The sequence below is a fragment of the Arenibacter sp. P308M17 genome (genome assembly GCF_003426735.1).
Taxonomy (GTDB): Bacteria; Bacteroidota; Bacteroidia; order Flavobacteriales; family Flavobacteriaceae; genus Arenibacter.
This window is the reverse complement of the sequence record NZ_QVON01000001.1, coordinates 55,982-78,608: the sequence shown is the minus strand read 5'-3', so window position 1 is coordinate 78,608 and position 22,627 is coordinate 55,982. Positions and strand designations below refer to the sequence as shown.

General features: G+C 41.2%; 20 protein-coding genes. 8 read left to right on the top strand and 12 right to left on the bottom strand.

Translation table 11 applies throughout. The features are described 5' to 3' along the window. The first annotated feature begins 196 nt into the window (after window positions 1–196). Window positions 197–1,654: a Gfo/Idh/MocA family protein gene (locus tag D0S24_RS00355; protein WP_117017872.1), complete on the top strand. Its 1,458-nt coding sequence runs from the start codon at window positions 197–199 to the stop codon at window positions 1,652–1,654. Window positions 1,655–2,192: 538 nt separating this feature from the next. Then, complete coding sequence (thiL, locus tag D0S24_RS00350; RefSeq protein ID WP_117018538.1) at window positions 2,193–3,236, top strand: thiamine-phosphate kinase; 1,044 nt, start codon at window positions 2,193–2,195, stop codon at window positions 3,234–3,236. Between the two features lie 181 nt (window positions 3,237–3,417). Here the strand turns inward: thiL and D0S24_RS00345 are convergent, their stop codons facing one another. Next, window positions 3,418–3,669: a hypothetical protein gene (locus D0S24_RS00345; RefSeq protein WP_117017871.1), complete on the bottom strand. Its 252-nt coding sequence runs from the start codon at window positions 3,667–3,669 to the stop codon at window positions 3,418–3,420. 616 nt (window positions 3,670–4,285) lie between these two features. Continuing rightward, entirely contained in the window at window positions 4,286–5,584 is a 1,299-nt protein-coding gene (locus D0S24_RS00340; protein WP_117017870.1) for an aminopeptidase P family protein, read from the bottom strand. Between the two features lie 393 nt (window positions 5,585–5,977). On the opposite strand from D0S24_RS00340, the gene D0S24_RS00335 reads away from it, so the two are divergent. Further along, a complete protein-coding gene (locus D0S24_RS00335; RefSeq protein WP_117017869.1) occupies window positions 5,978–7,699 on the top strand; it encodes a M28 family peptidase in 1,722 nt (573 codons plus the stop codon). 184 nt (window positions 7,700–7,883) lie between these two features. Here D0S24_RS00335 and D0S24_RS00330 read toward each other — a convergent pair whose 3' ends face one another. Then, entirely contained in the window at window positions 7,884–8,099 is a 216-nt protein-coding gene (locus D0S24_RS00330) for a hypothetical protein (protein ID WP_117017868.1), read from the bottom strand. 305 nt (window positions 8,100–8,404) lie between these two features. After that, window positions 8,405–8,770, bottom strand: coding sequence for a hypothetical protein (locus D0S24_RS00325; RefSeq protein WP_117017867.1), 366 nt, complete (start codon window positions 8,768–8,770; stop codon window positions 8,405–8,407). A gap of 409 nt (window positions 8,771–9,179) precedes the next feature. Here D0S24_RS00325 and D0S24_RS00320 point away from each other — a divergent pair, with 409 nt between their 5' ends. The 5 genes from D0S24_RS00320 (at window position 9,180) to D0S24_RS00300 (ending at window position 14,422) form a co-directional block, all read left to right on the top strand. Next, a complete protein-coding gene (locus D0S24_RS00320; RefSeq protein WP_117017866.1) occupies window positions 9,180–9,848 on the top strand; it encodes a succinate dehydrogenase cytochrome b subunit in 669 nt (222 codons plus the stop codon). Window positions 9,849–9,850: 2 nt separating this feature from the next. Next, the gene (locus D0S24_RS00315) at window positions 9,851–11,854 is read left to right on the top strand and encodes a fumarate reductase/succinate dehydrogenase flavoprotein subunit (RefSeq protein ID WP_117017865.1); all 2,004 of its coding nucleotides are present in this window, start codon (window positions 9,851–9,853) and stop codon (window positions 11,852–11,854) included. Window positions 11,855–11,910: 56 nt separating this feature from the next. Continuing rightward, the gene (locus D0S24_RS00310) at window positions 11,911–12,657 is read left to right on the top strand and encodes a succinate dehydrogenase/fumarate reductase iron-sulfur subunit (protein ID WP_117017864.1); all 747 of its coding nucleotides are present in this window, start codon (window positions 11,911–11,913) and stop codon (window positions 12,655–12,657) included. 102 nt (window positions 12,658–12,759) lie between these two features. After that, window positions 12,760–13,233 (top strand): very short patch repair endonuclease, encoded by a 474-nt coding sequence (locus tag D0S24_RS00305; protein ID WP_117017863.1) that lies wholly within the window; start codon window positions 12,760–12,762, stop codon window positions 13,231–13,233. A gap of 31 nt (window positions 13,234–13,264) precedes the next feature. After that, a complete protein-coding gene (locus D0S24_RS00300; RefSeq protein WP_117017862.1) occupies window positions 13,265–14,422 on the top strand; it encodes a methionine aminotransferase in 1,158 nt (385 codons plus the stop codon). A gap of 140 nt (window positions 14,423–14,562) precedes the next feature. On the opposite strand, the gene D0S24_RS00295 is transcribed toward D0S24_RS00300, so the two are convergent. From D0S24_RS00295 to D0S24_RS00260, 8 genes are all read right to left on the bottom strand, one after another. Continuing rightward, window positions 14,563–14,922 (bottom strand): type II toxin-antitoxin system HigA family antitoxin, encoded by a 360-nt coding sequence (locus D0S24_RS00295; protein ID WP_117017861.1) that lies wholly within the window; start codon window positions 14,920–14,922, stop codon window positions 14,563–14,565. A 2-nt stretch (window positions 14,923–14,924) separates the two neighbouring features. Beyond that, window positions 14,925–15,221 carry a type II toxin-antitoxin system HigB family toxin gene (locus tag D0S24_RS00290; RefSeq protein ID WP_117017860.1) on the bottom strand — a complete coding sequence of 99 codons (297 nt, stop codon included), beginning with the start codon at window positions 15,219–15,221 and terminating at the stop codon, window positions 14,925–14,927. Window positions 15,222–16,537: 1,316 nt separating this feature from the next. Beyond that, complete coding sequence (locus D0S24_RS00285) at window positions 16,538–17,191, bottom strand: 3-oxoacid CoA-transferase subunit B (RefSeq protein ID WP_117017859.1); 654 nt, start codon at window positions 17,189–17,191, stop codon at window positions 16,538–16,540. A gap of 104 nt (window positions 17,192–17,295) precedes the next feature. Continuing rightward, window positions 17,296–17,646: a four helix bundle protein gene (locus tag D0S24_RS00280; protein ID WP_117017858.1), complete on the bottom strand. Its 351-nt coding sequence runs from the start codon at window positions 17,644–17,646 to the stop codon at window positions 17,296–17,298. A gap of 162 nt (window positions 17,647–17,808) precedes the next feature. Beyond that, entirely contained in the window at window positions 17,809–18,510 is a 702-nt protein-coding gene (locus D0S24_RS00275) for a CoA transferase subunit A (protein WP_117017857.1), read from the bottom strand. Window positions 18,511–18,633: 123 nt separating this feature from the next. Continuing rightward, window positions 18,634–20,970: a penicillin-binding protein 1A gene (locus tag D0S24_RS00270; protein WP_117017856.1), complete on the bottom strand. Its 2,337-nt coding sequence runs from the start codon at window positions 20,968–20,970 to the stop codon at window positions 18,634–18,636. A gap of 4 nt (window positions 20,971–20,974) precedes the next feature. Continuing rightward, window positions 20,975–21,460, bottom strand: a complete 486-nt coding sequence (locus D0S24_RS00265; protein ID WP_117017855.1) for a gliding motility lipoprotein GldH — start codon at window positions 21,458–21,460, stop codon at window positions 20,975–20,977. Then, window positions 21,453–22,622 (bottom strand): regulatory iron-sulfur-containing complex subunit RicT, encoded by a 1,170-nt coding sequence (locus tag D0S24_RS00260; RefSeq protein WP_117017854.1) that lies wholly within the window; start codon window positions 22,620–22,622, stop codon window positions 21,453–21,455. Before D0S24_RS00260 ends, D0S24_RS00265 begins: the two co-directional genes overlap by 8 nt. Window positions 22,623–22,627 lie beyond the last annotated feature (5 nt).

Genomic DNA, 22,627 nt, shown 5'->3' with positions numbered 1-22,627 from the left:
GTTACGCCTCTATTTATATTAGTGCCTAGTCAAGCCTAAACACTATAAAAACCCTTCTAACTTGAAATAGTTTTGAGAGCACAACTGATAAATTAACAAAAAATATAGAAATTTATTAAAACATCATTATGCGGAATACAAAAAATTAATTTAAATTCAAATCCATTTTAAAAAAATAGAAAAACTTTCAAAAATTATGTCCAAAAAAAAAACTGCGTTTAATACCAATTCGCGAAGAGATTTTATTAAAGGTACCGGCTTGGCAACTGCCGGATTTATGATCGTTCCAAGACACGTATTGGGAGGTCCAGGTTATGTTGCCCCAAGTGACAAACTAAATATTGCCGGTATTGGTGCCGGTGGTAAAGGCAGGAGTGATATTGCTTCCTTCGCAGAAAGTCCCAATGTTAATATTGTAGGGCTTTGCGATGTAGATGACAGACAGTCCGTTGAGTCCAGAAAATCGTTCCCAAAGGCAAAATACTATGCCGATTTTAGGAAAATGTTGGAAACTGAAAAGGACAATATCGATGCCGTTTCGGTATCGACTCCAGATCACAATCACGCCGTTGCAGCCTATATGGCAATGTCTATGGGCAAGCATGTCTATGTGCAAAAGCCACTTACCCATGATATCTGGGAAGCCAGAATGCTTACGGAAGCAGCAAAAAAATTCAAGGTGGTGACCCAAATGGGAAACCAAGGGGGCTCTGGTGATGGAGTAAGAAAAATGAAAGAACTTTATGACACGGGTATCATAGGCGATGTACATACTGTAAAATGTTGGACCAATAGGGCCATTTGGCCACAAGCCTTACAAACGCCCACCAAAAAAGACAAAATACCAAAGGAGTTAAATTGGGACCTGTGGTTGGGCACCGCCGAAATGCGCGATTATAACGATGCTTATCTTCCATTTGATTGGAGAGGCTGGTCCGATTTTGGTACAGGTGCATTAGGTGATATGGCCTGCCATATTATGGATCCAGTATACAGAATTCTACCCATTCTATATCCTAACCAAGTGGAATGCAGTGTTTCGGATTCCTTTAAGGGCAAATTTGAAACAGCTGATTATCCGAAGAGTTTCCCCAATTCCAGTAAAATACACCTCAGCTATCCAAGAACCGATGGCAAAGGGAATATAAAAGTAACTTGGATGGATGGTGGACTCCTGCCTGAAAGACCGGATGAAATGGGAGACGATGAAGCTTTGGGCAACTGGGACGGTGGTGTACTATTTATTGGTACAAAAGGTAAATTATTGGCCGACTGTTATGGCGCCAATCCAAGATTGCTTCCGCTGTCGTTGAATGAACAATTTGAAGTTGCGGAAACCATTGCCAGAGTTCCGGAAGGTCACTACCTACAATGGGTAAACGCCTGTATAGCCGGTTATGGTAATGCCGAAACCAGTTCTTCATTCGATTATGCCGGTCCGTTTACCGAAAGTATCCTTATAGGTAACTTGGCACTTAAAGCTTATTTTGAAGTTGACCCCAATGCAGAAAACAAAGGTTTTTGGAGCGGTGGATCGCAGTATCATGGCAGAAAACGATTGCTATGGGATGCAGAAAACATGAAGGTCACCAACTTTGAACCTGCCAACAAATACGTAAAACGTAACTATAGGGCAGGATATTCTTTGGGATAGATCATCTTTACAACTTGAAGTAAATAAGCCGGACCAATTAAGTATTGTATAGAATACTTACTTTGGTCCGGTTTTTTTATTTTACCTCACCCATCCCGATAGCTATCGGGACTGCTAAAAAACGCAGTTCTGACCTCACCAAAGGAGAGGTAAAATTAGAAACCCTGTCTGACGAACAGGCAGGTCCGACCGGAAGGGTCGAAAAATCATTGGATCGACCAATTCCAAGCCTTTATTATCTAGTTCTAAGGTTATACCCTGTATTTGCCGGCCTGTAATTCATTGCAGTTAATTTAGGTTTTGTACACTTTGGGTATCCACTGTTGACAGTGGGCAAGGAAATTTTTTTTGACAACTATAAACTGCTACTGCCCACTCATCTGTTAGTACTTGCCAAGGAATTCCGTTCCAAAACCCCTGTCTTCCAACCTTTAGGCAGGTATGTCCATGCCGCCCAAGCAGCTATGTAATGTCATTGCGTATTAGTTTAGTTATTACAAAAAAGGGATATAATGGATTTACTGCTTATTTTTGCAGTATGATAGAAGACAAGAATCAAGAAAGGACCGGTTTGGATCAACTGGGAGAGTTTGAATTGATCAAACATCTTACCAAGAATTTCACCTTACAGCATTCCTCCTCCATAAAAGGTATAGGCGATGATGCCGCCGTATTGGATTTTAAGGACAAGCAGGCCGTAATATCTACGGATCTTTTGATAGAGGGAGTGCATTTCGACCTCAGCTATATGCCCCTAAAACACTTGGGGTATAAGTCGGTCATGGTAAATTTATCGGATATCTATGCCATGAACGCCACAGCCACACAAATAACGGTTTCCATCGCCGTTTCCAATAGATTTCCTTTGGAAGCCTTGGAAGAATTTTATAGCGGGGTTGCCCTGGCCTGTGATATCTACAAGGTAGACCTAGTGGGAGGGGATACTACTTCCTCTACCAAAGGAATGTTGGTCAGTGTTACCGCCATAGGGGAAGCCAAAAAAGAAGATATAGTGTACCGAAGTGGGGCCAAACCCAATGATCTATTAGTGGTTTCCGGGGATTTGGGTGGTGCCTACTGTGGTCTACAGGTTTTGGAAAGGGAAAAGGAAGTTTTCAAGGTAAATCCGAACAACCAGCCAGACCTATCGCCTTATACCTATATTGTGGAGCGTCAATTAAAGCCAGAAGCTAGAAAGGATGTAAAAGGGCTGTTGGAGAAGTTGGGGATTCTCCCTACTTCCATGATCGATATCAGTGACGGACTTTCCTCCGAAATTTTACATATTTGCGATAAAAGTGAGGTTGGCTGTAATTTGTTCGAGGATAAAATTCCGTTGGATCCCACAGTGATTTCTGCCTGTGAAGAATTTAAAATGGACAGTACATTGGTAGCCTTAAGTGGAGGGGAGGATTATGAACTATTGTTTACCATAGACCAAAAGGACTTTCCCAAAATAAAGGGCAATCCACATTTTACCGTAGTGGGCCATATGACGGATAAGAACGAAGGGGTTCATTTAATTTCCAGGAGCAGCACCAAAATTCCTATTACCGCCCAAGGATGGAATTCCTTTTCATAAAAGAAAGGGGGCTATTAGTATTTATTAAGGAAAAAAGAATTCCCGAAAACCAAGGACGTTCCTTTCTTAACTGTCGTGGGGCGCAAAACAACCAAGAACATGGGCGTACTTCTAATTTACGGGAATAACTTTAAAAAACTCCGATACCGCTTAAGGTCGGAATTCAGTAGCCAAGCATGGTTTAGGCTACCTGTTGGGAGGCCCTATGTCTTTTCTGATAAATATCTTGTAAAGTATTGTTGATATCCTGCAATTCCGGGGTCAAGATGGATAGATTTCCACTTACATCCGTAGTCACCTCTTTATTACAATGAACACATTTGTATTCCTTGATGTGTAAGGTAACCTTCTTGGATACAATGTAGTGGTGTCCAAAAATGCTGCAGCAAATAGCGCTGAGCTTTGTTCCATAGTCTGTCATAACTTTCTTCATAATGCAGGTTTTTAGGTGGCATTGGTAAGGCTTAGGGGACCGTAAAATGCAAAAATTAAAATTTAGGTTAACAGTTGAAAGTACTTATTAAATGACTTTCAGATAATTAACGCCGACCCCCTTCTTTTTATTGGGTATCCAATGTATTTTTTTCGTTCTTTTTTAGAAAAATTTGATTTTTTCGACGAATTGCACCTATTGGGCGTTTATATCCCCATTTAAACCGATTGGTCCGTATATGGTTTTCGGCAATAATTGAGCTGTTCGCCAAGGGGCGCGGCTATAGGACCCTTGCTTTTAGTATCACGGATTTTCTGGGACGTTGGATAGTTTGCCTCTAAAAATGAATTTTTTAACGGGATATCCAGAATTAAAAGTTCTTTTTCGTCTAACTAAGGCAGTCGACACAATGCGGATGATTCTTTTAATATCATTTTCAATAATTAAGCCCTCTATTTCACCTCACCCGAAACTGCCCGAAAAGGCAGTTCCGACCCTGTCTACCGGCAAAGGCAGGACCGTCCGAACAAACCGGGCGGACTGTCCCAAGGAGAGGTATTGAAGGCTCAAAACAAAATCATCAATTAATCATTTACAAACTTAATATTTACAAAACCTACTTCCCGGCATTCATCAACTCTTCAATCTCCTCCACCTCAATAGGAATATTGGCCATGAGGTTAAAGGGAGCCCCATTTTCTTGGATAACTACGTCGTCTTCCAAACGAATCCCCATTTTTTCCTCCGGAATATAAATTCCGGGCTCTACGGTATAGACCATATTGGCCACCATAGGCGTTTTAAGTACCCCGTAATCATGGGTGTTAAGCCCAATGTGATGGCTGGTACCGTGCATAAAGTATTTTTTGTAGGCAGGCCAGTCCTTATCCTCATTTTGTACATCGGCCTTATCCAGGAGACCCAGTCCCAACAGCTCTGAGGTCATAAGTTTCCCTACTTCCTTATGATAGTCGGCCCACATGGTTCCCGGCACCAACATGGCAGTGGCATCATTTTTCACCCGCAGCACTGCCTCATAAACCGTTTTCTGTCTTGGGGTAAACCTGCCGTTTACAGGAATGGTGCGGGTAAGGTCGCTGGAATAGTTGGCGTACTCGGCCGCTACATCCATCAATAACATATCCCCATCCCTGCACTCACGATTATTTTCTATATAATGCAATACATTGGCATTATTGCCCGAAGCAATAATTGGCGTATAGGCAAAGCCTTTGGACCTATTGCGAATAAATTCGTGCAATAGCTCGGCTTCAATCTCATATTCCATAACCCCGGGCTGTACAAAACCCAATAGGCGCCTAAATCCTTTCTCGGTAATATTGCATGCCGTTTGCATAATAGCAATTTCCTCTGGTTCCTTCACTCCCCTTATTTCTTGTAAAATTGGGCTGCTTTTGGCCCATTGGTGCGCAGGATAATCCTGTTTGCATTTTAATATAAACCGATCTTCCCTGGTTTGGGTCTCCACCGCCTGACGGTAATGCTCGTTGGTATTAAAATAAACCGTTTCCACTTCCGTCATTAGGTCAAAAAAGATCTTATCAAAATCGGTCAACCAATAAATGGTTTCAATACCGGATACCTCAGTGGCTTTTTCTTTGGTCAACTTTTCGCCTTCCCAAACCGCAATATGCGCATTGGTCTCCCTTACGAACAAGACCTCCCTGTGCTTTTTCTCGATAGCATCCGGGAACAACAGCAAAATGGTTTCCTCTTGGTCGGCTCCGCTTAAATAAAACAGATCCCTATTCTGTTCAAAAGGCATGGTGCTGTCGGCTCCAATGGGGTAAACATCATTGGAATTAAATACGGCAATACTTTTTGGCTTCATTCTGGCCATAAACTTCTTACGGTTCTTTATAAACAAGCTGTGATCTATTTGCTGATATTTCATTTTTTTGCTTTTGACATCAAATTTAATGATTGAAGTGGTTTAAACTTTTTCAATTGGCTAAAAAATTGCCCTTTTGCACCCATTTTTTGACTTTCCTGCCTGCCGGTAGGCAGGTTTTCCTTCCGTAGCCCTGCTATGCAACTTAAAAAAGCCTTCAACTGCTCACAAAATCGCTAATTCCTGCCCGTACCGGATCGGGCGGGTTCGCTACAATCCAAAAAGGTCAAATCAATTCATTAGGAAACGCTTTACCCACTAACCGTTAAATGAAATTTAAAAACCGCTCTTTCCACGGACAATAACTCCAAATTATTATATCTTCGCCCTTCCTTTACATAGGGAATAAGAGACACATCCCTTTATTTATATGGTCTTTAAAATCTGTCCATTGTTATGATTAAATTTCCTGTCTTTTTATTTTTTGGCCTAGTTAGCCTCAGCTGGGCACAAACAAAGAATTCCGCAGTTACCACGGACGATTATTTAAATATTCTTAGAAACAACCTTAGTGGGGAACAGGCCTATGAAACCACGGCATACATAGAACAATTTTGGCGGGTGGTAGGCAATGATGGCTATAATAAGAGCATCCGCAAGGTGGCCACATCCTTGGAAGCTGCGGGCTATGTTTTGGAAGAAAAGGCAACCCCAAGGAACCGGTTTACCTATAGAATAGAAAAAAGGCCTTTGGAACATCCTACATGGGAAATTTTAGGTGCAAAAATTACCCTGGTTGGGGAAAATACCCCATTGCTATCCTACACCTCCAATAGGAATATGGTTTATTTAAATTCAATTTCGACCCCGAGCAATGGAACTACCTCAGAAGTTATTTATATTAAGGATCTGGATGATCTTCAAAAAATTGCCGTAAAGGGGAAGATTATTTTTACAGAAAAAAATGGCCCTGAAATTTATGTGGAAGGTGTTCTAAAAAAAGGTGCCTTGGGTATCGTTACCTATGATAATCCAGACTATATAAACCCCGAAAAAAATGTAAATTCCATCCAATTTCGAAGCTTGACCTATGATCCCAAAAACACTTGGGGAATTGCCCTTTCCTATCAGGCTAAAGAAAAATTAAAGACTGCATTGGAAAAAGGAAAAGTATATGCCAAGGTAATTATTTCCAGTAAAATATATCCTTCCGAGGAACTAACCTTGGTTGCCGATATAAAAGGCTCCGAAATCCCGGAGGAACGCCTAGTGTCCAGTGCCCATCTGCAGGAACCAGGTGCCAACGATAATGCCAGTGGGGTAGGCCTCCAAGTTGAAATGGCAACCCTTGCCGCCAAACTAATAGGGAGCGAACGTATTGATGCCCAACGAAGCATTACCTTTATTTGGGGCGATGAAATTATATCTACAAAAAGATACCTCCAAGAAAATGAGAAAAGGGCCAAGGGTATAAAGTGGGGACTTAGTTTGGATATGGTGGGGGAAAACACGGCTATTACTGGAGGTTCGTTTTTATTGGAAAAAATGCCGGATCCAAGTGCCATATGGACTAGGGGAAAGGATACCCATACGGAATGGGGTGGCCGATTGCTTACCTTGGAAGATATGAGGCCCCATTATTTAAATGACTTTATGATCCATAATTTTTTGAAGCAGGGGAAAGTTGCCCAATGGGAAGTAAATACCAATCCTTATGAAGGCGGCAGTGACCATACTCCATTCTTGGACAACAATATTCCCGCATTATTGCTTTGGCATTTTACAGATCAGTTTTATCATACCGATCTTGATAGATTGGATAAGGTTTCCCAAGAAACCCTTAAAAATGTAGGCATTGCAGCCTTGGCAAGTGCCCTGACCTTAGTTAATGCCGATTCCTATACAGCCATGGATATCGTTAAAATAGTCCGGGATGCTGCAGCAAAGCGTTTTTCGGAGGAATTTTTGCTCAGCGAGAAATCCGTTAAGGCCGGAAACCCTGTGGATAGTGAAACAGCCATAATTAGAGCATGGGAAAATTGGTATATAAAGGCCATTTCATCTACAAAAGACTTGGCTTCCCCAGATAATATGGTTATTTTGGACAAAGCAATATTAGAGGCCCAGGCCATTATCGAGTCCCAGTCAAAAGTGTTTATTGCTGAATTGGAAAAATAAACCGTACGGAATAGGAATAAACTCCTTTACAAGTTGGTAGTAAAAAGTAGGATCAAGAACAATTCTTGTGTTTTTTTAGAGGGAACAATGGAGTGGTACTTATGATCAAATTATTCTTTCATTTTACTCAATTGGTTTCTATTGTTTTTTAACGGTTTTCGTGAATCTTCGATTTCGTCTTAAATCAAGTGGTTTCCACATTGGGCAATGGAAGCCCTGTCTGTCCGCCAGGCAGGCGTCCAAAGAGCATTTCACCCAAGTGATAGTGGTCTGGACGGTGCGGCGGTTGTTCGGCTCTTTTAATTATAAGTGTTGCAAAGTTGGCCCTGGCTACTGCCGGCTCCTCCAAGCCAAGGTACACTGTAGCTTGGTTGTTCGGCCCTGGTCGTTTTTTATTCATCAGTTTGTCTATTGTTTTTTATTGGTATTCATGAATGCGCTGCATTTGGGCGATGCAAAAATGAACAGAACACGAATTGGAATATAAAATACTATCTTTTCCAATTCACAGACATCTTTTGATATTGAAACAAAAAGTAAGCTTTAAGCAATAAGCAGTTGGCAAAAACAGATTTCACAGCCCACTGCCATCGTCAACTTTGGATACCCAAAATTTATAGAAACTAATCCCGATAATCTATCGCGAACAATAAAATTGCATAACGGCTGGGTTCCAACCATCCTCCAACTCCAATCTTATTGCTTTTATATCAGTTGATCTAAATTGCGTTTAATCATCCAGCACCAGAGCAGTGCCGCCCATAACCATAGTATAAGCAGATATGCGGCAATAAGCAGTACTTTGGAACGGGTTATTTTTTGGATATAGAACCAGGCCACCGCTGCAAAAACAAAACCAAAGGACCATAACATCCCTACCATCATAACACTGGACCATACCCAATCGCCAATCCAATCTTTTAAAGTGGGATAGGATGTAAACAAGAAGGAAACAGGGTAATACAGCATTTCTCCCAGCACTCCCATACTGAGGAGTCCGGCTATTGCAGTTATGAAAAACGCAATTAAGGAGAATTTAATATTAAAGGACCAGTTTTTCCAGAATACCATCCAGCTATCCCAATTTATATTTCGGTTAGTTTCTAACGCACAGAAATCAATAAAAGTATAAAATCATCATACGATATTTAATAATTTAACAAGAAAAAACTTTCAAAATATATTATAGTTCTATCCAAAAATGACCATCTATTTTTGTCCAAATCACCATTGTGATTACCTAAACCAATAAATCTCAGGGCATTCTAAAGTAGCACCCTATAATATTAGGGTATGCCATAGGCTGAAATCAACATTTCTTATTTCATCATTACCCAATACTACATCCCCATTGCCTTATACCTTATGCAAAAAAAAAAATTAGAACTCTTTAAATTGGTTCTAAATACCGTACATAAATTCAACAAAGTTTGTTAATAACTCGTTTGTAGAGTAAATTTGCAATCAAAACAAATAACTAATGAGTGGTTTGACGAAATCATCTATCGCCAGAAAAGTAGTAATGGCTTTATCTGGCCTTTTTTTGGTCTTATTTCTTGGGCAACATTTTACAATCAACATTACTTCAGTAATAGCCCCCGATACTTTTAATGAATGGTCGCATTTTATGGGCTACAATCCCTTGGTCCAATACCTCCTCCAGCCGATACTCATCGCTGGCGTTGTGGTACATTTTGTAATGGGTTTTGTATTGGAGATCCAAAACAACAAAGCTAGAGTAATAAAGTACGTAAAGTATAACGGAGGAGCCAATGCGCCATGGGTATCGCGAAACATGATTATTTCAGGTGCTGTAATCCTGGCTTTTCTTGCCCTGCACTTCTATGATTTCTGGGTACATGAAATGACCTATAAGTATATAGAAAGCAACCCCGAGGACCCTACAAGATATTATGCGGAGACGGTAGAAAAATTTGAACCTGTATGGCGCACGGTATTGTACGTAATATCTTTTGTCCTATTGGCCCTGCATTTGTTACATGGTTTTGCTTCTTCCTTTCAATCCATGGGAGTCAATAATAAATATACCCCAGGTATAAAAAAATTCGCTAGGATTTATGCTATTGCCATCCCCTTGGGGTTTGCCATCATTGCAATTTATCATCATTTTAACCCAATTACACATTAATTATGGGAATATTGGATTCTAAAATTCCATCTGGTCCTTTGGCCGATAAATGGACAAAACATAAAAACGACATTAATCTTGTTAACCCTGCCAACAAGCGAAACATAGATATTATTGTAGTGGGAACGGGGCTTGCAGGAGGATCTGCAGCAGCAACCTTGGCCGAGCTTGGTTATAACGTAAAAACTTTCTGCTATCAGGATTCTCCCAGAAGGGCTCACTCTATTGCTGCCCAAGGAGGTATCAATGCGGCCAAGAACTATCAGGGAGATGGTGATAGCAACTATCGTCTATTTTACGATACCATTAAAGGTGGTGATTACCGGTCACGTGAAGCCAATGTTTACCGCTTAGCAGAAGTTTCCGGGAACATTATAGACCAATGTGTGGCACAGGGGGTGCCTTTTGCCCGTGAATATGGCGGCTTGTTGGATAACCGTTCTTTTGGTGGAGTATTGGTTTCCCGTACTTTTTACGCCAAAGGGCAAACCGGACAGCAGTTGTTGTTAGGAGCCTATTCGGCCATGAACAGGCAGATCAATAGAGGTAAGATCCAATCCTTTAACCGTCATGAAATGATGGATCTTGTAAAAATAGATGGTAAGGCCCGTGGAATTATTGCCAGGAATTTGGTTACCGGTGAAATTGAACGTCACTCCGCCCACGCCGTAGTTTTGGCGACCGGCGGTTATGGAAACGTATTTTTCCTTTCTACCAATGCCATGGGCAGTAACGTAATGGCGGCCTGGAGGGCTCACAAAAGAGGGGCTTTCTTTGCCAATCCGTGTTTCACACAGATACACCCTACCTGTATCCCTGTGTCCGGAGAACATCAGTCGAAATTGACCTTGATGTCGGAATCCTTGCGTAATGATGGAAGGATCTGGGTGCCTAAAAATTTGAAAGATGCCGAGGCCATACGAAATGGCCAACTAAAACCTACCCAACTTAAAGAGGAGGATAGGGATTACTATTTGGAACGCAGGTATCCGGCCTTTGGAAACCTAGTTCCGCGTGACGTAGCCTCTAGAGCGGCCAAAGAACGTTGCGATGCCGGTTTTGGGGTAAACAAAACAGGAGAAGCCGTTTATCTGGATTTTGCCTCCGCCATAATGAGATATGGCAAGGAAAAAGCATTGACCTCCGGATTGAAGGATGTGGATGACCACACCATCCGCAAACTAGGGGAAGAGGTTATAGAGGCCAAGTACGGCAATCTATTCCAGATGTATGAAAAAATAGTGGATGAAAATCCATACAAAACACCTATGAAAATATACCCTGCCGTGCATTATACTATGGGCGGACTTTGGGTTGATTACAATCTGCAGACCACCATTGAAGGTTGTTATTCCGCAGGGGAAGCCAACTTTAGTGATCACGGGGCCAACAGATTGGGAGCTTCCGCATTGATGCAGGGATTGGCTGACGGATACTTTGTACTACCTTATACTATTGGGGATTACCTCTCCAAGGATATCAGAACAGGAAAAATTCCTACCGATTCACCAGAGTTTGATGCCGTTGAAAAAGAAGTTCGCGATAGAATAGCAAAATTAAAAACCGGTAAAGGCATCCATTCCGTTGATTATTACCACAAAAAATTGGGTAAGATTATGTGGAACAAATGTGGCATGTCCCGTAATGCCAAGGAACTTCAGGAGGCCATAGACGAAATTTCAGCCCTACGTGCCGATTTCTGGGAAAATGTCAATGTACCAGGTAGTCCGGACACCAAAAACCAGGAACTGGAAAAAGCCGGTAGGGTAGCCGATTTCTTGGAGTTGGGAGAGTTGTTCGCCAAAGATGCCCTAACGAGAAACGAATCCTGTGGGGGGCATTTCCGCGAGGAGTATCAAACTCCAGAGGGGGAAGCGCTAAGGGACGACAAAAACTTTAAGTTTGTATCGGCCTGGGAATATAATGGTGAGCCTAAGGATGCCGTTCTTCACAAGGAAGATTTGGTATACGAAAACATTGAACTGAAAACAAGAAGTTACAAATAGATTACTGTTGTTGGCCAGATGTACAATGGCCAGGCTATTAAAACAAAGCAAAAGCTATGAAGCTGAATCTAAAAATATGGCGTCAAAAAGATGCCAACACAAAAGGCCAAATCAAGGAATATCCTATTGACGGTATCGATGGTGACATGTCCTTTCTGGAAATGATGGATGTTCTCAACGAGGATCTTATTGCCAAAGGAGAAGAACCAGTGGAATTTGACCACGATTGCAGGGAGGGTATTTGTGGATCCTGTTCCCTCCAAATCAATGGAGAGCCCCATGGCCCTGATCGTATGGTAACCACCTGCCAATTGCACATGAGAAAATTCAAGGATAATGACACTATTGTAATTGAACCATTCAGGGCCAAAGCGTTTCCAGTTATCAAGGATTTGATCGTGGATAGGACGGCTTTTGACCGTATTCAACAGGCGGGAGGTTATATTTCTGTGAATACCTCCGGACATACCGTGGATGCCAATGCCATTCCCATCAATAAGGAGGATGCGGACGATAGCTTCTACGCCGCAGCCTGTATTGGTTGTGGCGCATGTGTGGCTGCCTGTAAGAATGCCAGCGCCATGTTGTTTACCTCGGCCAAAGTTTCCCAATATGCCTTGCTGCCACAGGGACGTATTGAAGCTGTGGAAAGAGTTCAAAATATGGTGCGTCAAATGGATCTGGAAGGATTTGGAAACTGTACCAATACCGGTGCCTGCGAAGTGGAATGTCCCAAAGGAATTTCCTTGGAAAACATCGCCAGAATGAATAGGGAATATCTAAGTGCAAAAGTCAAGGGATAATTTCTTTATAAAGCATAATTTACATCCCAATTAAACAAACCCCATCCTTTACGGAATGGGGTTTTTCTTTACCCAGGTCCCAAAATTCCAGTATCTTTAAGCATGCCAAAAGAATATAAGGAAGAGCGGATAATCGTTCCACGTTTTAACGAAGAGTCCGGTTTTTATACCACGCCGGAACGCTCCAGGATTATGGGCAGGATCCTGGGCAAAAACACCATCCCCGAATTGAAATTCAGAAAGGCACTTTGGGCTGCGGGATACCGGTATAGGATAGACTACAAGAAGTTGATCGGCAAACCCGATATCGTCCTAAAAAAATACAAAACCGTCATTTTTATAGACGGGGAATATTGGCACGGATATAATTGGGAAGAAAGGAAACCAAAGATCAAGACCAACAAAGAGTTCTGGATCCCCAAGATTGAACGCAATATTCAGCGGGATAAGGAAGTGACTAAAGAGTTGCAACAATTAGGCTATACCGTTTTTAGATTTTGGGAACGGGAAATCAAAAAAGAACTCGACCTATGTCTTAATTTAGTAATTCGCCATTTGGAATCACAGCAATCCTAATGTTAATTATAACCCATTTAACCGCCAATAAATGCCCCTGTATAACCACAAAATAAACTCCAAGCTTCCCAATATAAAAACGACCATATTTACCGTTATAGGGCAATTGGCACATGAACACAAGGCTATAAATCTTTCCCAAGGCTTCCCCAATTTTGAGCCCGATCCTTCCTTGATAGATTTGGTAACCAAAGCTATGAAACAAGGTTATAACCAATATGCCCCTATGGCAGGGGTAATGGAACTTCGCGAAATGATCTCGGAAAAAATTGAACAGCTCTATAGTAGGCACTATCATCCGGACAAAGAGATGACCGTGACCATTGGTGCCACACAGGCCATTTTTACCATCATTACCGCCTTTATTGGGAAGGGTGATGAGGTCATAGTCATTAAACCGGCGTATGACTGTTATGAACCTGCCATTGAAGTTAACGGTGGCATTCCCGTTTTTGTACAACTTAACAATACCGATTTTAAGTTGGACTGGGCACTTTTCCGTTCCAAAATTACCCCTAGGACCAAAATGGTCATTATAAACACTCCACACAACCCCAGCGGCATCATTTTCTCCAAGGCTGATATGCTTGAATTGCAAAAATCACTTGAAAATACCAATATAATTATTATAAGCGATGAAGTATACGAACATATCACCTTTGATGGCCATAAGCATGAAAGTGCTTCAAAATACGAAGGCCTTGCTTCCCGCACTTTTGTGTGCGGTTCCTTTGGAAAAACATTTCATATTACCGGGTGGAAAATGGGGTATTGCGCCGGTCCGGCAGAACTGATGCACGAATTTCGAAAAACCCATCAGTTCAATGTGTTCAGTGCGGACCATGCCGTTCAAAAGGCTTTGGCCAGCTATTTAAAAGAACCTCAACATTATTTGGGCCTAAACCAGTTTTATCAGAAAAAGCGGGATTTGTTCCTTGATGCACTATCCACTTCCAGGTTTAAAATAAAACCTTCCCAAGGAACCTATTTTCAATTAGTGGATTATGGCGATATTTCCCAAGAACCGGACCAAGTCTTTGCCGAACGCCTGGTAAAAGAGCACAAAATTGCCAGCATTCCCATCTCCGGATTCAACACCAAAGGGACAGACGAACACTTATTGAGATTCTGTTTCGCAAAAACCGACGAAACTTTGGAAAAGGCTGCAGAAATCCTTTGTAGGTTATAGGAATCATTTGCCCTGTGGGGTTGCCCTCTTCATCTTTCTTACGAATGGGACTGAAAAAAGGGAGCCATATTCCAAAATACCGCTCCCCTTTTAAAATGATTGGTTTTATGCTTTATGTTACAGCCTAAATAATTTTTGGTTTAAACGCCTAAAACTATTGAAGCATCGATACCGAGCTTTACGCTTATATCCCTTGCCACTTTTAAAGTGGGTTCACTTTTACCGTTGAGGTACTCACTTACTCTTGATGTACTTACTCCCAAAAGTTCGGATAAACGTTTTTGATTCAATCCCATTTCAGCCATTCGCATTTTTATAACCTCAACCAATGAGGGTTTTGTAACTGGATAGGTGCGCTCCTCATAATCTGCTACAAGATCGGATAAAAGGTTTAACTCAATATAACCTTTTGCTTCGGTATTCTCGATATTGTTAGTATCATATAAAAGCACTTCAATACGCGCTACAATGGCATTATATTCCTTTTCCGTTTGTATCATAACTAAATGTTTTTAATGTCCTTAATCTTGTCATATTCCGAATGTGTTCCTATAAATCGAATGTAAACTTTTTTGGCATTGAATGAAATAATAGCTACCAGTCTGTAATCGTTCCCTTTAATGTTGAATACATAGCGGTTATTACCAACGTAATCCACAGAATTAAAGGTTTGTTTTATTTCGTTCAGGTCTTTCCATTCTTTAGATGTTACGGTATAATACCAAAAGTTTAAAGGGTTTTCGGCATCTGCATACTTTTTTGAAAACTCCATTATTCTTTTATAGGTAACTATTCGCATCGGTCAAACTTCAATTATTATCAAACAAAGATAATACCGTATTTTGAAATACAAAATATTATTTCGTAAAATAGAATTTAAAAATAGTCAAGATATTTTAGTATAAAATCTCAATATACGCAAGGTATTGGATCCGTATCAAAAGTTATGTGTGAATAGATAAAAGATAGAATATTATATCCCAAATTCGTGTTCTGTTCCTTGATTCCGTCAACCTTTGGCCGTTATGATATTCCTTTTGAAAATTGTCTGCAAGGCCCGATGTTGTGTTCATCTTCTTCCGTAGTGGAGATGGTATGGCCGTAAAAAATTATTGAAGCCTTGGAAATAATTTAGGCCATGGCATCGGTCCTTAAAATCCGGAGATTTTAGGGACCCCCTAGCGAAGAAGGGTCTTCTTTTGTTTCGTTTTATTCATTGCCTGTCTATTTTATAATAAGGTACTCATGAACCTCCTGCGCCGGTTTCTTTGGACAAGCAAAGAAATCGAAGATTCACGAAAACCGTTAAAAAACAATAGAAACCAATTGAGTAAAATGAAAGAATAATATCATCATTATTTTTATTGTATAATTTCCAATAATTTAAACGAACAATCAAAGAGAACGTCTGTTCAAATTATCCCAATTTTTGCATAAACACAACTATTAGTCATGATCCCAAATGGACTTACTCCCGAAAGTGCCTAAAAAAAGGGAGCCGTATTCCAAAATACCGCTCCCTTTTAAAATAATTGATTCTATGCTATCTGTTACAGCATAAATAATTTTTTCGTCAATCTTACAATGCCTGTAAAAAAGTCGTTTCGATACACTTGAATCTCTTTTTGTGCACGTGTCTGGTTAATTTGGGCTTCCATAGTGATTAAGGTTTAGTAGTTGTTAAATTTGGGGTTTAACTTCTGTTGTTGATTGCAATATAATTCAGATTAACGCAATATTTAAAAAATTGTTGTGAAACATTCATTAATTGTTGTATGGGAATAAAAATAATTAAATTGATCAATATTTTACCGCTTCAAAATGTTAAATAGAGGCTGTTTATTGAAGTGCATTGGACTAAGCCATATACAGCGGAATTACACCCCTGACTGCCAGCAAAGGCGTGCAGGGGTTTGGAATTGACTAGAATTTCTTGTCAAGGATTGGATGATAAATGGGCAGTAAGCTATAAGATGTTGGCAATAAGCAGTTTTCAAATCCATTTTTTTGCCAACTGTAAACTGCCACTGCCCACGGTGTATCCCCGAAACTTATAGGGTTTTAATTATTAATTGGAAATCAAAAATCTATACCACTCCTGATTGAACATCCCGACTAAATATCCATCTCAGGGATGTCGCCCTCAACGATTAAATTACCCTCCGTAGCAATCACTATATCATCAACGCTGACACCAGGAGCCCTTTCCAGCAATTTAAACCCTTCTGGAGTTACATCAAGTACCGCCAAATTGGTCACAATCTTTTTTACACAGCCCACTCCCGTCAATGGCAATGTGCACTGTTTCAACAATTTGGATTCGCCGGCCCTATTGGTATGCATCATGGCCACAATGATGTTCTCGGCAGAAGCCACCAGGTCCATGGCCCCGCCCATTCCCTTTACCATTTTGCCCGGAATTTTCCAATTGGCAATATCCCCGTTTTCAGCCACCTCCATGGCACCCAAAATGGTCAGGTCTACATGTTGCCCCCGAATCATCCCAAAGCTGGTTACAGAGTCGAAAAACGAGGCTCCCGGGAGTGTGGTTATAGTCTGTTTGCCTGCATTGATGATATCGGCATCCTCTTCCCCTTCAAAAGGGAAGGGGCCCATTCCCAATACCCCGTTTTCACTTTGAAATTCCACACTGATATCGTCCCGTACAAAATTGGCCACCAAAGTTGGTATCCCTATTCCCAGGTTCACATAATATCCGTCCTTGACTTCCTTTGCAATACGCTTTGCTATTCCGTTTTTATCCAACATAATTAATGTTATAATGTATCAATGTATCAATGTATCAATGTATCAATGTATCAATGTATCAATGTATCAATTAAATAATTTATTAATTCATTGTTCCGAGATTTCTATCTTGAATGCCTCTTAGCGGTACTAATAATTTTATATAAAATTAACCCTAATTCATCAATGCTTTCCTTTAAATGAATTTCATAAGGATACGATTTTGACCGTTCGCAGATCACCAGCCAATATTTGGCTTCCTCAAGCTCCTTAACCGCAATTTTCATTTTATGGATGAAGTCGGCCTTACTTTCAGCGTTTTGAGCTTCATGAATATTTGCCCCAATACTTGTACCTGCCTTTAACAACTGTGTTGCAACAACATATTTTCTTCGCTCCTCCAATACTTCACAAAATTCAACAATCCTAATGGCAAATTCGATGGATTTTTCAACGACAGCATTTTTCTTTATCATCGTGTTTTGTTTGTACTAAATTTGTCTACCCTTTATTTATCCTGATTCCAATCAATATCAAAGTATTAAAACAAGAAATTGTTACATTGTTACATTGTTACATTGTTACATTGTTACATTGTTACATTGATACATTGATACATTGTTACATTAAACAATTAATCAATTGACCTTCTGTACCGTTAACTGCTCAATTCTTTTCTCATAGTTTTTACCTTGAAAGATGCGTTGTACAAAAATACCAGGAACATGGATCTGATTGGGATCCAAGGTACCCGCAGGCACCAGTTCCTCTACTTCTGCCACGGTTATCCTGGCAGCGCCGCACATGGCCGGATTAAAATTACGGGCGGTGCCCTTGAATATTAAATTCCCGGCCTCATCGCCTTTCCAGGCCTTTACAAAGGAATAATCGGCCTTATAAGCCTCTTCCAGCACATACATCTTACCATTGAACTCCCTTGTCTCTTTGCCTTCGGCCACTTCGGTACCATATCCGGCTGGAGTATAAAAGGCGGGGAAACCGGCCTGTGCGGCCCTACATTTCTCGGCCAAAGTTCCTTGTGGGGTTAACTCCACCTCCAATTCGCCGCTCAACATTTGCCGTTCAAATTCATCATTTTCCCCCACATAGGAAGAGATCATTTTCTTTATCTGTCTTTTGTGCAACAATAGGCCAAGACCAAAATTGTCCACTCCGGCATTATTGGAAATACAGGTCAAATCCTTGACCCCTTTCTTCACCAATGCCGCAATCGCATTTTCAGGAATACCGCATAATCCAAATCCTCCAAGCATTAGTGTCATACCATCCTTTACCCCCTCTAATGCCTCCTCCACGTTGGCCACTGTTTTTCGTATCATATAAAACCTGTTTAATTAGACCTTTTATTTCCTAGTTCTCTCTAAAATACACGTTTTAAACGAAAAATGCCCTTAACTTTTGAATAAAAGCAAGGGCACTTAGGACTGTTATTTTATATGGCGTTAAAAATCCAAATCGTCTTCTACATCTATTTTGTTATCCTCTTCCATAGATGCCTTGGAGCAATCCACATTAATGGAGAGTTCCTCCGGTTTTTCAAATTCTCCATCGGAAATACCCAATTCCTTGTTGGCATAGTTCTTTTTCATATACAAGCCCCAAATAGGCAAAGCCATGGAAGCTCCCTGTCCGTAAGTAATAGTTTTAAAATGCACCGCTTTGTCATCTCCTCCTACCCATACTCCGGTTACGAGGTTGGGAACCATCCCCATAAACCAACCATCACTTTGGTTCTGGGTAGTACCTGTTTTACCGGCAATAGGGTTTTTAAATTCATACGGATAACCGGTTATAATTTCTTTATATACGGTTTGATCTTTAGCGTAATTGCCCCTTAACCGTGTACCGGAACCTCCTTGGGTTACCCCGGACATAAGGTCCAACATGGCATATGCAACATCCTTGCTCAGCACATCCCGAGTTTCGGGCACATACTCGTACAATACGGTACCATTCTTGTCCTCGATCCTGGTTACCATGACCGGTTTCACATAAACCCCTTGATTGGCAAAGGTACCATAGGCCCCCACCATTTCATACACATTGAGGTCTGCGGTACCCAGGGCAATGGAAGGTACCTCTGGTATATTCCCGGTTATTCCCAGATTTTTGGCTATGGATACCACCGCCTTGGGACCCACCCTATCTATCAACTGTGCAGTAATGGAATTTACCGAATTGGCCAAAGCGTTCTTAAGGGTAAGCATTTCCCCGGAATACTTGCCATCGGAATTCTTTGGGCACCAATGTTCCGGGTTCCCGTGTTTATTGGCCTCTATACAATATAGATTATCAGGAAGCATATCGCAGGGCGAGAGTCGCAATTGATCTATGGCGGCCGCATATACAAAGGGCTTAAAAGTAGATCCTACCTGCCTGGCCCCTTGGATAACGTTGTCATATTGAAAATGCTTATAATCTATGCCCCCTACCCAGGCCTTTACATGGCCTGTTTCTGGTTCCATGGACATCATAGCGGTCTTGAGGAAGGATTTATAATACCTGATGGAATCCATAGGGGTCATTACCGTATCCTTTTCCTTGGTATCGCTGTTCCAATCAAAAACCGTCATCTCTACCGGCTCGTTAAAGGAAGCCCTTATTTCCTTTTCACTCTTTCCCAGATCCTTAAGGTTGTGCCACCTGTGCGAGGATTTTATGGCCCTCTCCATAATTCCTGCTATTTCCCCCGGAACTTCTTCTATAAAAGGAGCCGTTTTATTACGGTCAGGGGTGTTCTGATGAAAAAATTCGGCCTGCAATCTTTTCATGTGCTCTGCAACGGCATCCTCCGCATTTTTTTGCATTCGGGAATCTATAGTAGTGTATATTCTAAGTCCATCCAAAAAGAGATTGTACTTATCGCTCTCCCCCTTTAAGGCCGGTTTGGGATTTTTTTCTATCCATTTGCGCATAAAGCCCTGTAGATACATCCTAAAATAGGTGGCCAATCCCTCTCTATGTGATTCAGGACTAAAATTAATATCCATCTTTAAGGCCTGTAAGGAATCTTTTTGTTTTTCGGTTATAAAATCATATTTTGCCATTTGGGACAAGACGGTATTTCTCCTGTTAAGGACCAATTCTTCCCGCCGGATGGGGTTGTAATATGAAGAATTTTTAAGCATCCCCACCAAAACTGCGGATTCTTCAATTTTCAGATTTTTGGGCTCTTTTCCGAAATAAATACGCGAAGCGGATCTAATCCCATCGGCATTATAATTAAAATCGTAAATGTTAAGATACATCTTAATGATTTCTTCCTTGGTATAGCTGCGCTCCAACCTGATGGCCAGCACCCATTCCTTTATTTTTTGGGTAATGGTCTCGAAAATATTCTTGGAGCGTACCCCTACAAACAATTGTCTTGCCAATTGTTGGGATATGGTACTTGCCCCTCCCTTTTTACCCAGATAAACAAAAGCCCTAAGCGTTCCCCTGGCATCAATTCCAGAATGTTCATAGTACCGGGCGTCTTCCGTAGCTATTAAGGCCTGTACCAAGGTTTTGGGCAACTCTTCATAGGCTACATCGGTCCTATTATCGTCCAAATAGAATTTGCCCAAAGTCTCCCCATCCGAAGAAATAATTTCACTGGCCAAATTGGTCTGCGGATTCTCCAAACGCTCATATTCCGGCATGGCTCCAAAGGCACCCCAGGAAGCTAAAAGGAAAATCATAACCCCGGAAAAAAAACCTATAAAAAACAGTATCCAAAACCATTTAATGAACTTAAAAAAATTGTTGTTGCTTTTTTTCTTTTTGGTAGCTGTTGCCATAAGCCTAATGATTACTTTTTTCGATTAGGTAACCCACATCGGTGATACCTTCCAATTCGACAATTCCATCTACTTGGCCATTCTTGCGCATGGCATGGGAAATTTCCAAGGTATATACGCCCGAAGACGGGAAAACGACGTTTTCTTTATACCATAATTTGTTTTCCTTTAAGCTACCATGACCGGCACCCAACCACTGTCCATCCGGTTTTGCCATCTCATATTCCAAGGTATCCCGCACTACATCGCCATTGGGAAACTTTAGCTCCGCTATTAAAAAAAGGTTGCTATAGGGGTATGTTCCATCATTTCTTAGATTGATGAACATATTATATTTTTGAAGGGTATCCAGTTCCTTAAAGGAGAATTTTGCTACACTATCCTTGTTCCATCGTCCGTTATGTGTTGGACTATAATCGGACTTTACGGTTTTCCCATCACAGGAAACCATAAAAATTACCAATAAAAATATCCCTAAACCCCTATGCATTGTTGGTAGGCCTCTTTTTATGATTGCTCCGTTTCTTTTTCTTGTTATTCCTGTTGGACCTTCTTTTCTTGGGGGTATCGAATCGTGTTAGGCTATCCTGCCCTACCACATTCTCAAATACCTTTTCAACTTCCTGGACATTGTCCACCGCATATTCCTCCAAACTGGCTACCTTTTCCCTCTTTTTATTTTTTTCCATCACTTCCAAAACCTGCTCTTTGGACAGGACGTGCCAATTGGCAGGTTCATCCTTATAGGAAAACCAGAGTGAGGCTTTAAAAATATCTACCTTCTGGCAAAAAGCCATCCCTTTTTCCGTAAACAGCTTGGTGTCCTGCCCCGGAAAATCCTTTAGGGCATCCAAATAAACGTCCAGCTCGTAATTAAGACAACATTTAAGTTTCCCACATTGTCCCGCCAATTTTTGTGGATTGAGCGAAAGCTGCTGATACCGGGCCGCCGAAGTGCTTACGGACCTGAAATCCGTTAGCCAAGTAGAGCAGCACAATTCCCTTCCGCAAGAACCTATTCCTCCCAAACGCTGGGCTTCCTGGCGATAGCCAATTTGCCTCATTTCTATTCGGATACCAAAAGCCTTGGCCATGTCCTTGATCAGCTGGCGGAAATCTATCCGTTCTTCCGCGGTGTAATAGAAGGTAGCCTTGGAACCATCTCCCTGAAACTCCACATCGGAGATCTTCATCTGCAATTTTAATACAATGGCGATTTCCCTGGCCCTCTTCTTAATTTCCTCTTCCCTATCCCTACATTTTTGCCAAATGTCAATATCCTTTTGGGATGCCTTCCGGTAAATTTTGGGTAGTTCCGGACTTTTATAATCTTCCTTCTTCTTTTTCATTTGCACCCTTACCAATTCTCCCGTAAGGGTAACCATGCCCACGTCATGGCCAGAGGTGGACTGTGTAGCCACAATATCACCAATGGAAAGTGAAAGATTTTCGGAATTTCTAAAAAATTCCTTTCTACTATTTTTAAAACGGACTTCCACACAATCAAATGGTTTTTCCCCATTTGGAAGTGACATATTGGAAAGCCAATCAAATACCGTCAATTTATTACAGCCATCGGTGCCACAAGTACCATTGTTCTTGCATCCCTTAGGCTGTCCGTCCTTACCGGTTGAACAACTGCTACAACCCATATTTC

Coding starts and splice junctions, on each gene's coding strand:
- D0S24_RS00355 (WP_117017872.1), top strand. CDS start 197: ATGTCCAAAAAAAAAACTGCGTTTAATACCAATTCGCGAAGAGATTTT.
- thiL (WP_117018538.1), top strand. CDS start 2,193: ATGATAGAAGACAAGAATCAAGAAAGGACCGGTTTGGATCAACTGGGA.
- D0S24_RS00345 (WP_117017871.1), bottom strand. CDS start 3,669: ATGAAGAAAGTTATGACAGACTATGGAACAAAGCTCAGCGCTATTTGC.
- D0S24_RS00340 (WP_117017870.1), bottom strand. CDS start 5,584: ATGAAATATCAGCAAATAGATCACAGCTTGTTTATAAAGAACCGTAAG.
- D0S24_RS00335 (WP_117017869.1), top strand. CDS start 5,978: ATGATTAAATTTCCTGTCTTTTTATTTTTTGGCCTAGTTAGCCTCAGC.
- D0S24_RS00330 (WP_117017868.1), bottom strand. CDS start 8,099: ATGAATAAAAAACGACCAGGGCCGAACAACCAAGCTACAGTGTACCTT.
- D0S24_RS00325 (WP_117017867.1), bottom strand. CDS start 8,770: ATGGTATTCTGGAAAAACTGGTCCTTTAATATTAAATTCTCCTTAATT.
- D0S24_RS00320 (WP_117017866.1), top strand. CDS start 9,180: ATGAGTGGTTTGACGAAATCATCTATCGCCAGAAAAGTAGTAATGGCT.
- D0S24_RS00315 (WP_117017865.1), top strand. CDS start 9,851: ATGGGAATATTGGATTCTAAAATTCCATCTGGTCCTTTGGCCGATAAA.
- D0S24_RS00310 (WP_117017864.1), top strand. CDS start 11,911: ATGAAGCTGAATCTAAAAATATGGCGTCAAAAAGATGCCAACACAAAA.
- D0S24_RS00305 (WP_117017863.1), top strand. CDS start 12,760: ATGCCAAAAGAATATAAGGAAGAGCGGATAATCGTTCCACGTTTTAAC.
- D0S24_RS00300 (WP_117017862.1), top strand. CDS start 13,265: ATGCCCCTGTATAACCACAAAATAAACTCCAAGCTTCCCAATATAAAA.
- D0S24_RS00295 (WP_117017861.1), bottom strand. CDS start 14,922: ATGATACAAACGGAAAAGGAATATAATGCCATTGTAGCGCGTATTGAA.
- D0S24_RS00290 (WP_117017860.1), bottom strand. CDS start 15,221: ATGCGAATAGTTACCTATAAAAGAATAATGGAGTTTTCAAAAAAGTAT.
- D0S24_RS00285 (WP_117017859.1), bottom strand. CDS start 17,191: ATGTTGGATAAAAACGGAATAGCAAAGCGTATTGCAAAGGAAGTCAAG.
- D0S24_RS00280 (WP_117017858.1), bottom strand. CDS start 17,646: ATGATAAAGAAAAATGCTGTCGTTGAAAAATCCATCGAATTTGCCATT.
- D0S24_RS00275 (WP_117017857.1), bottom strand. CDS start 18,510: ATGATACGAAAAACAGTGGCCAACGTGGAGGAGGCATTAGAGGGGGTA.
- D0S24_RS00270 (WP_117017856.1), bottom strand. CDS start 20,970: ATGGCAACAGCTACCAAAAAGAAAAAAAGCAACAACAATTTTTTTAAG.
- D0S24_RS00265 (WP_117017855.1), bottom strand. CDS start 21,460: ATGCATAGGGGTTTAGGGATATTTTTATTGGTAATTTTTATGGTTTCC.
- D0S24_RS00260 (WP_117017854.1), bottom strand. CDS start 22,622: ATGGGTTGTAGCAGTTGTTCAACCGGTAAGGACGGACAGCCTAAGGGA.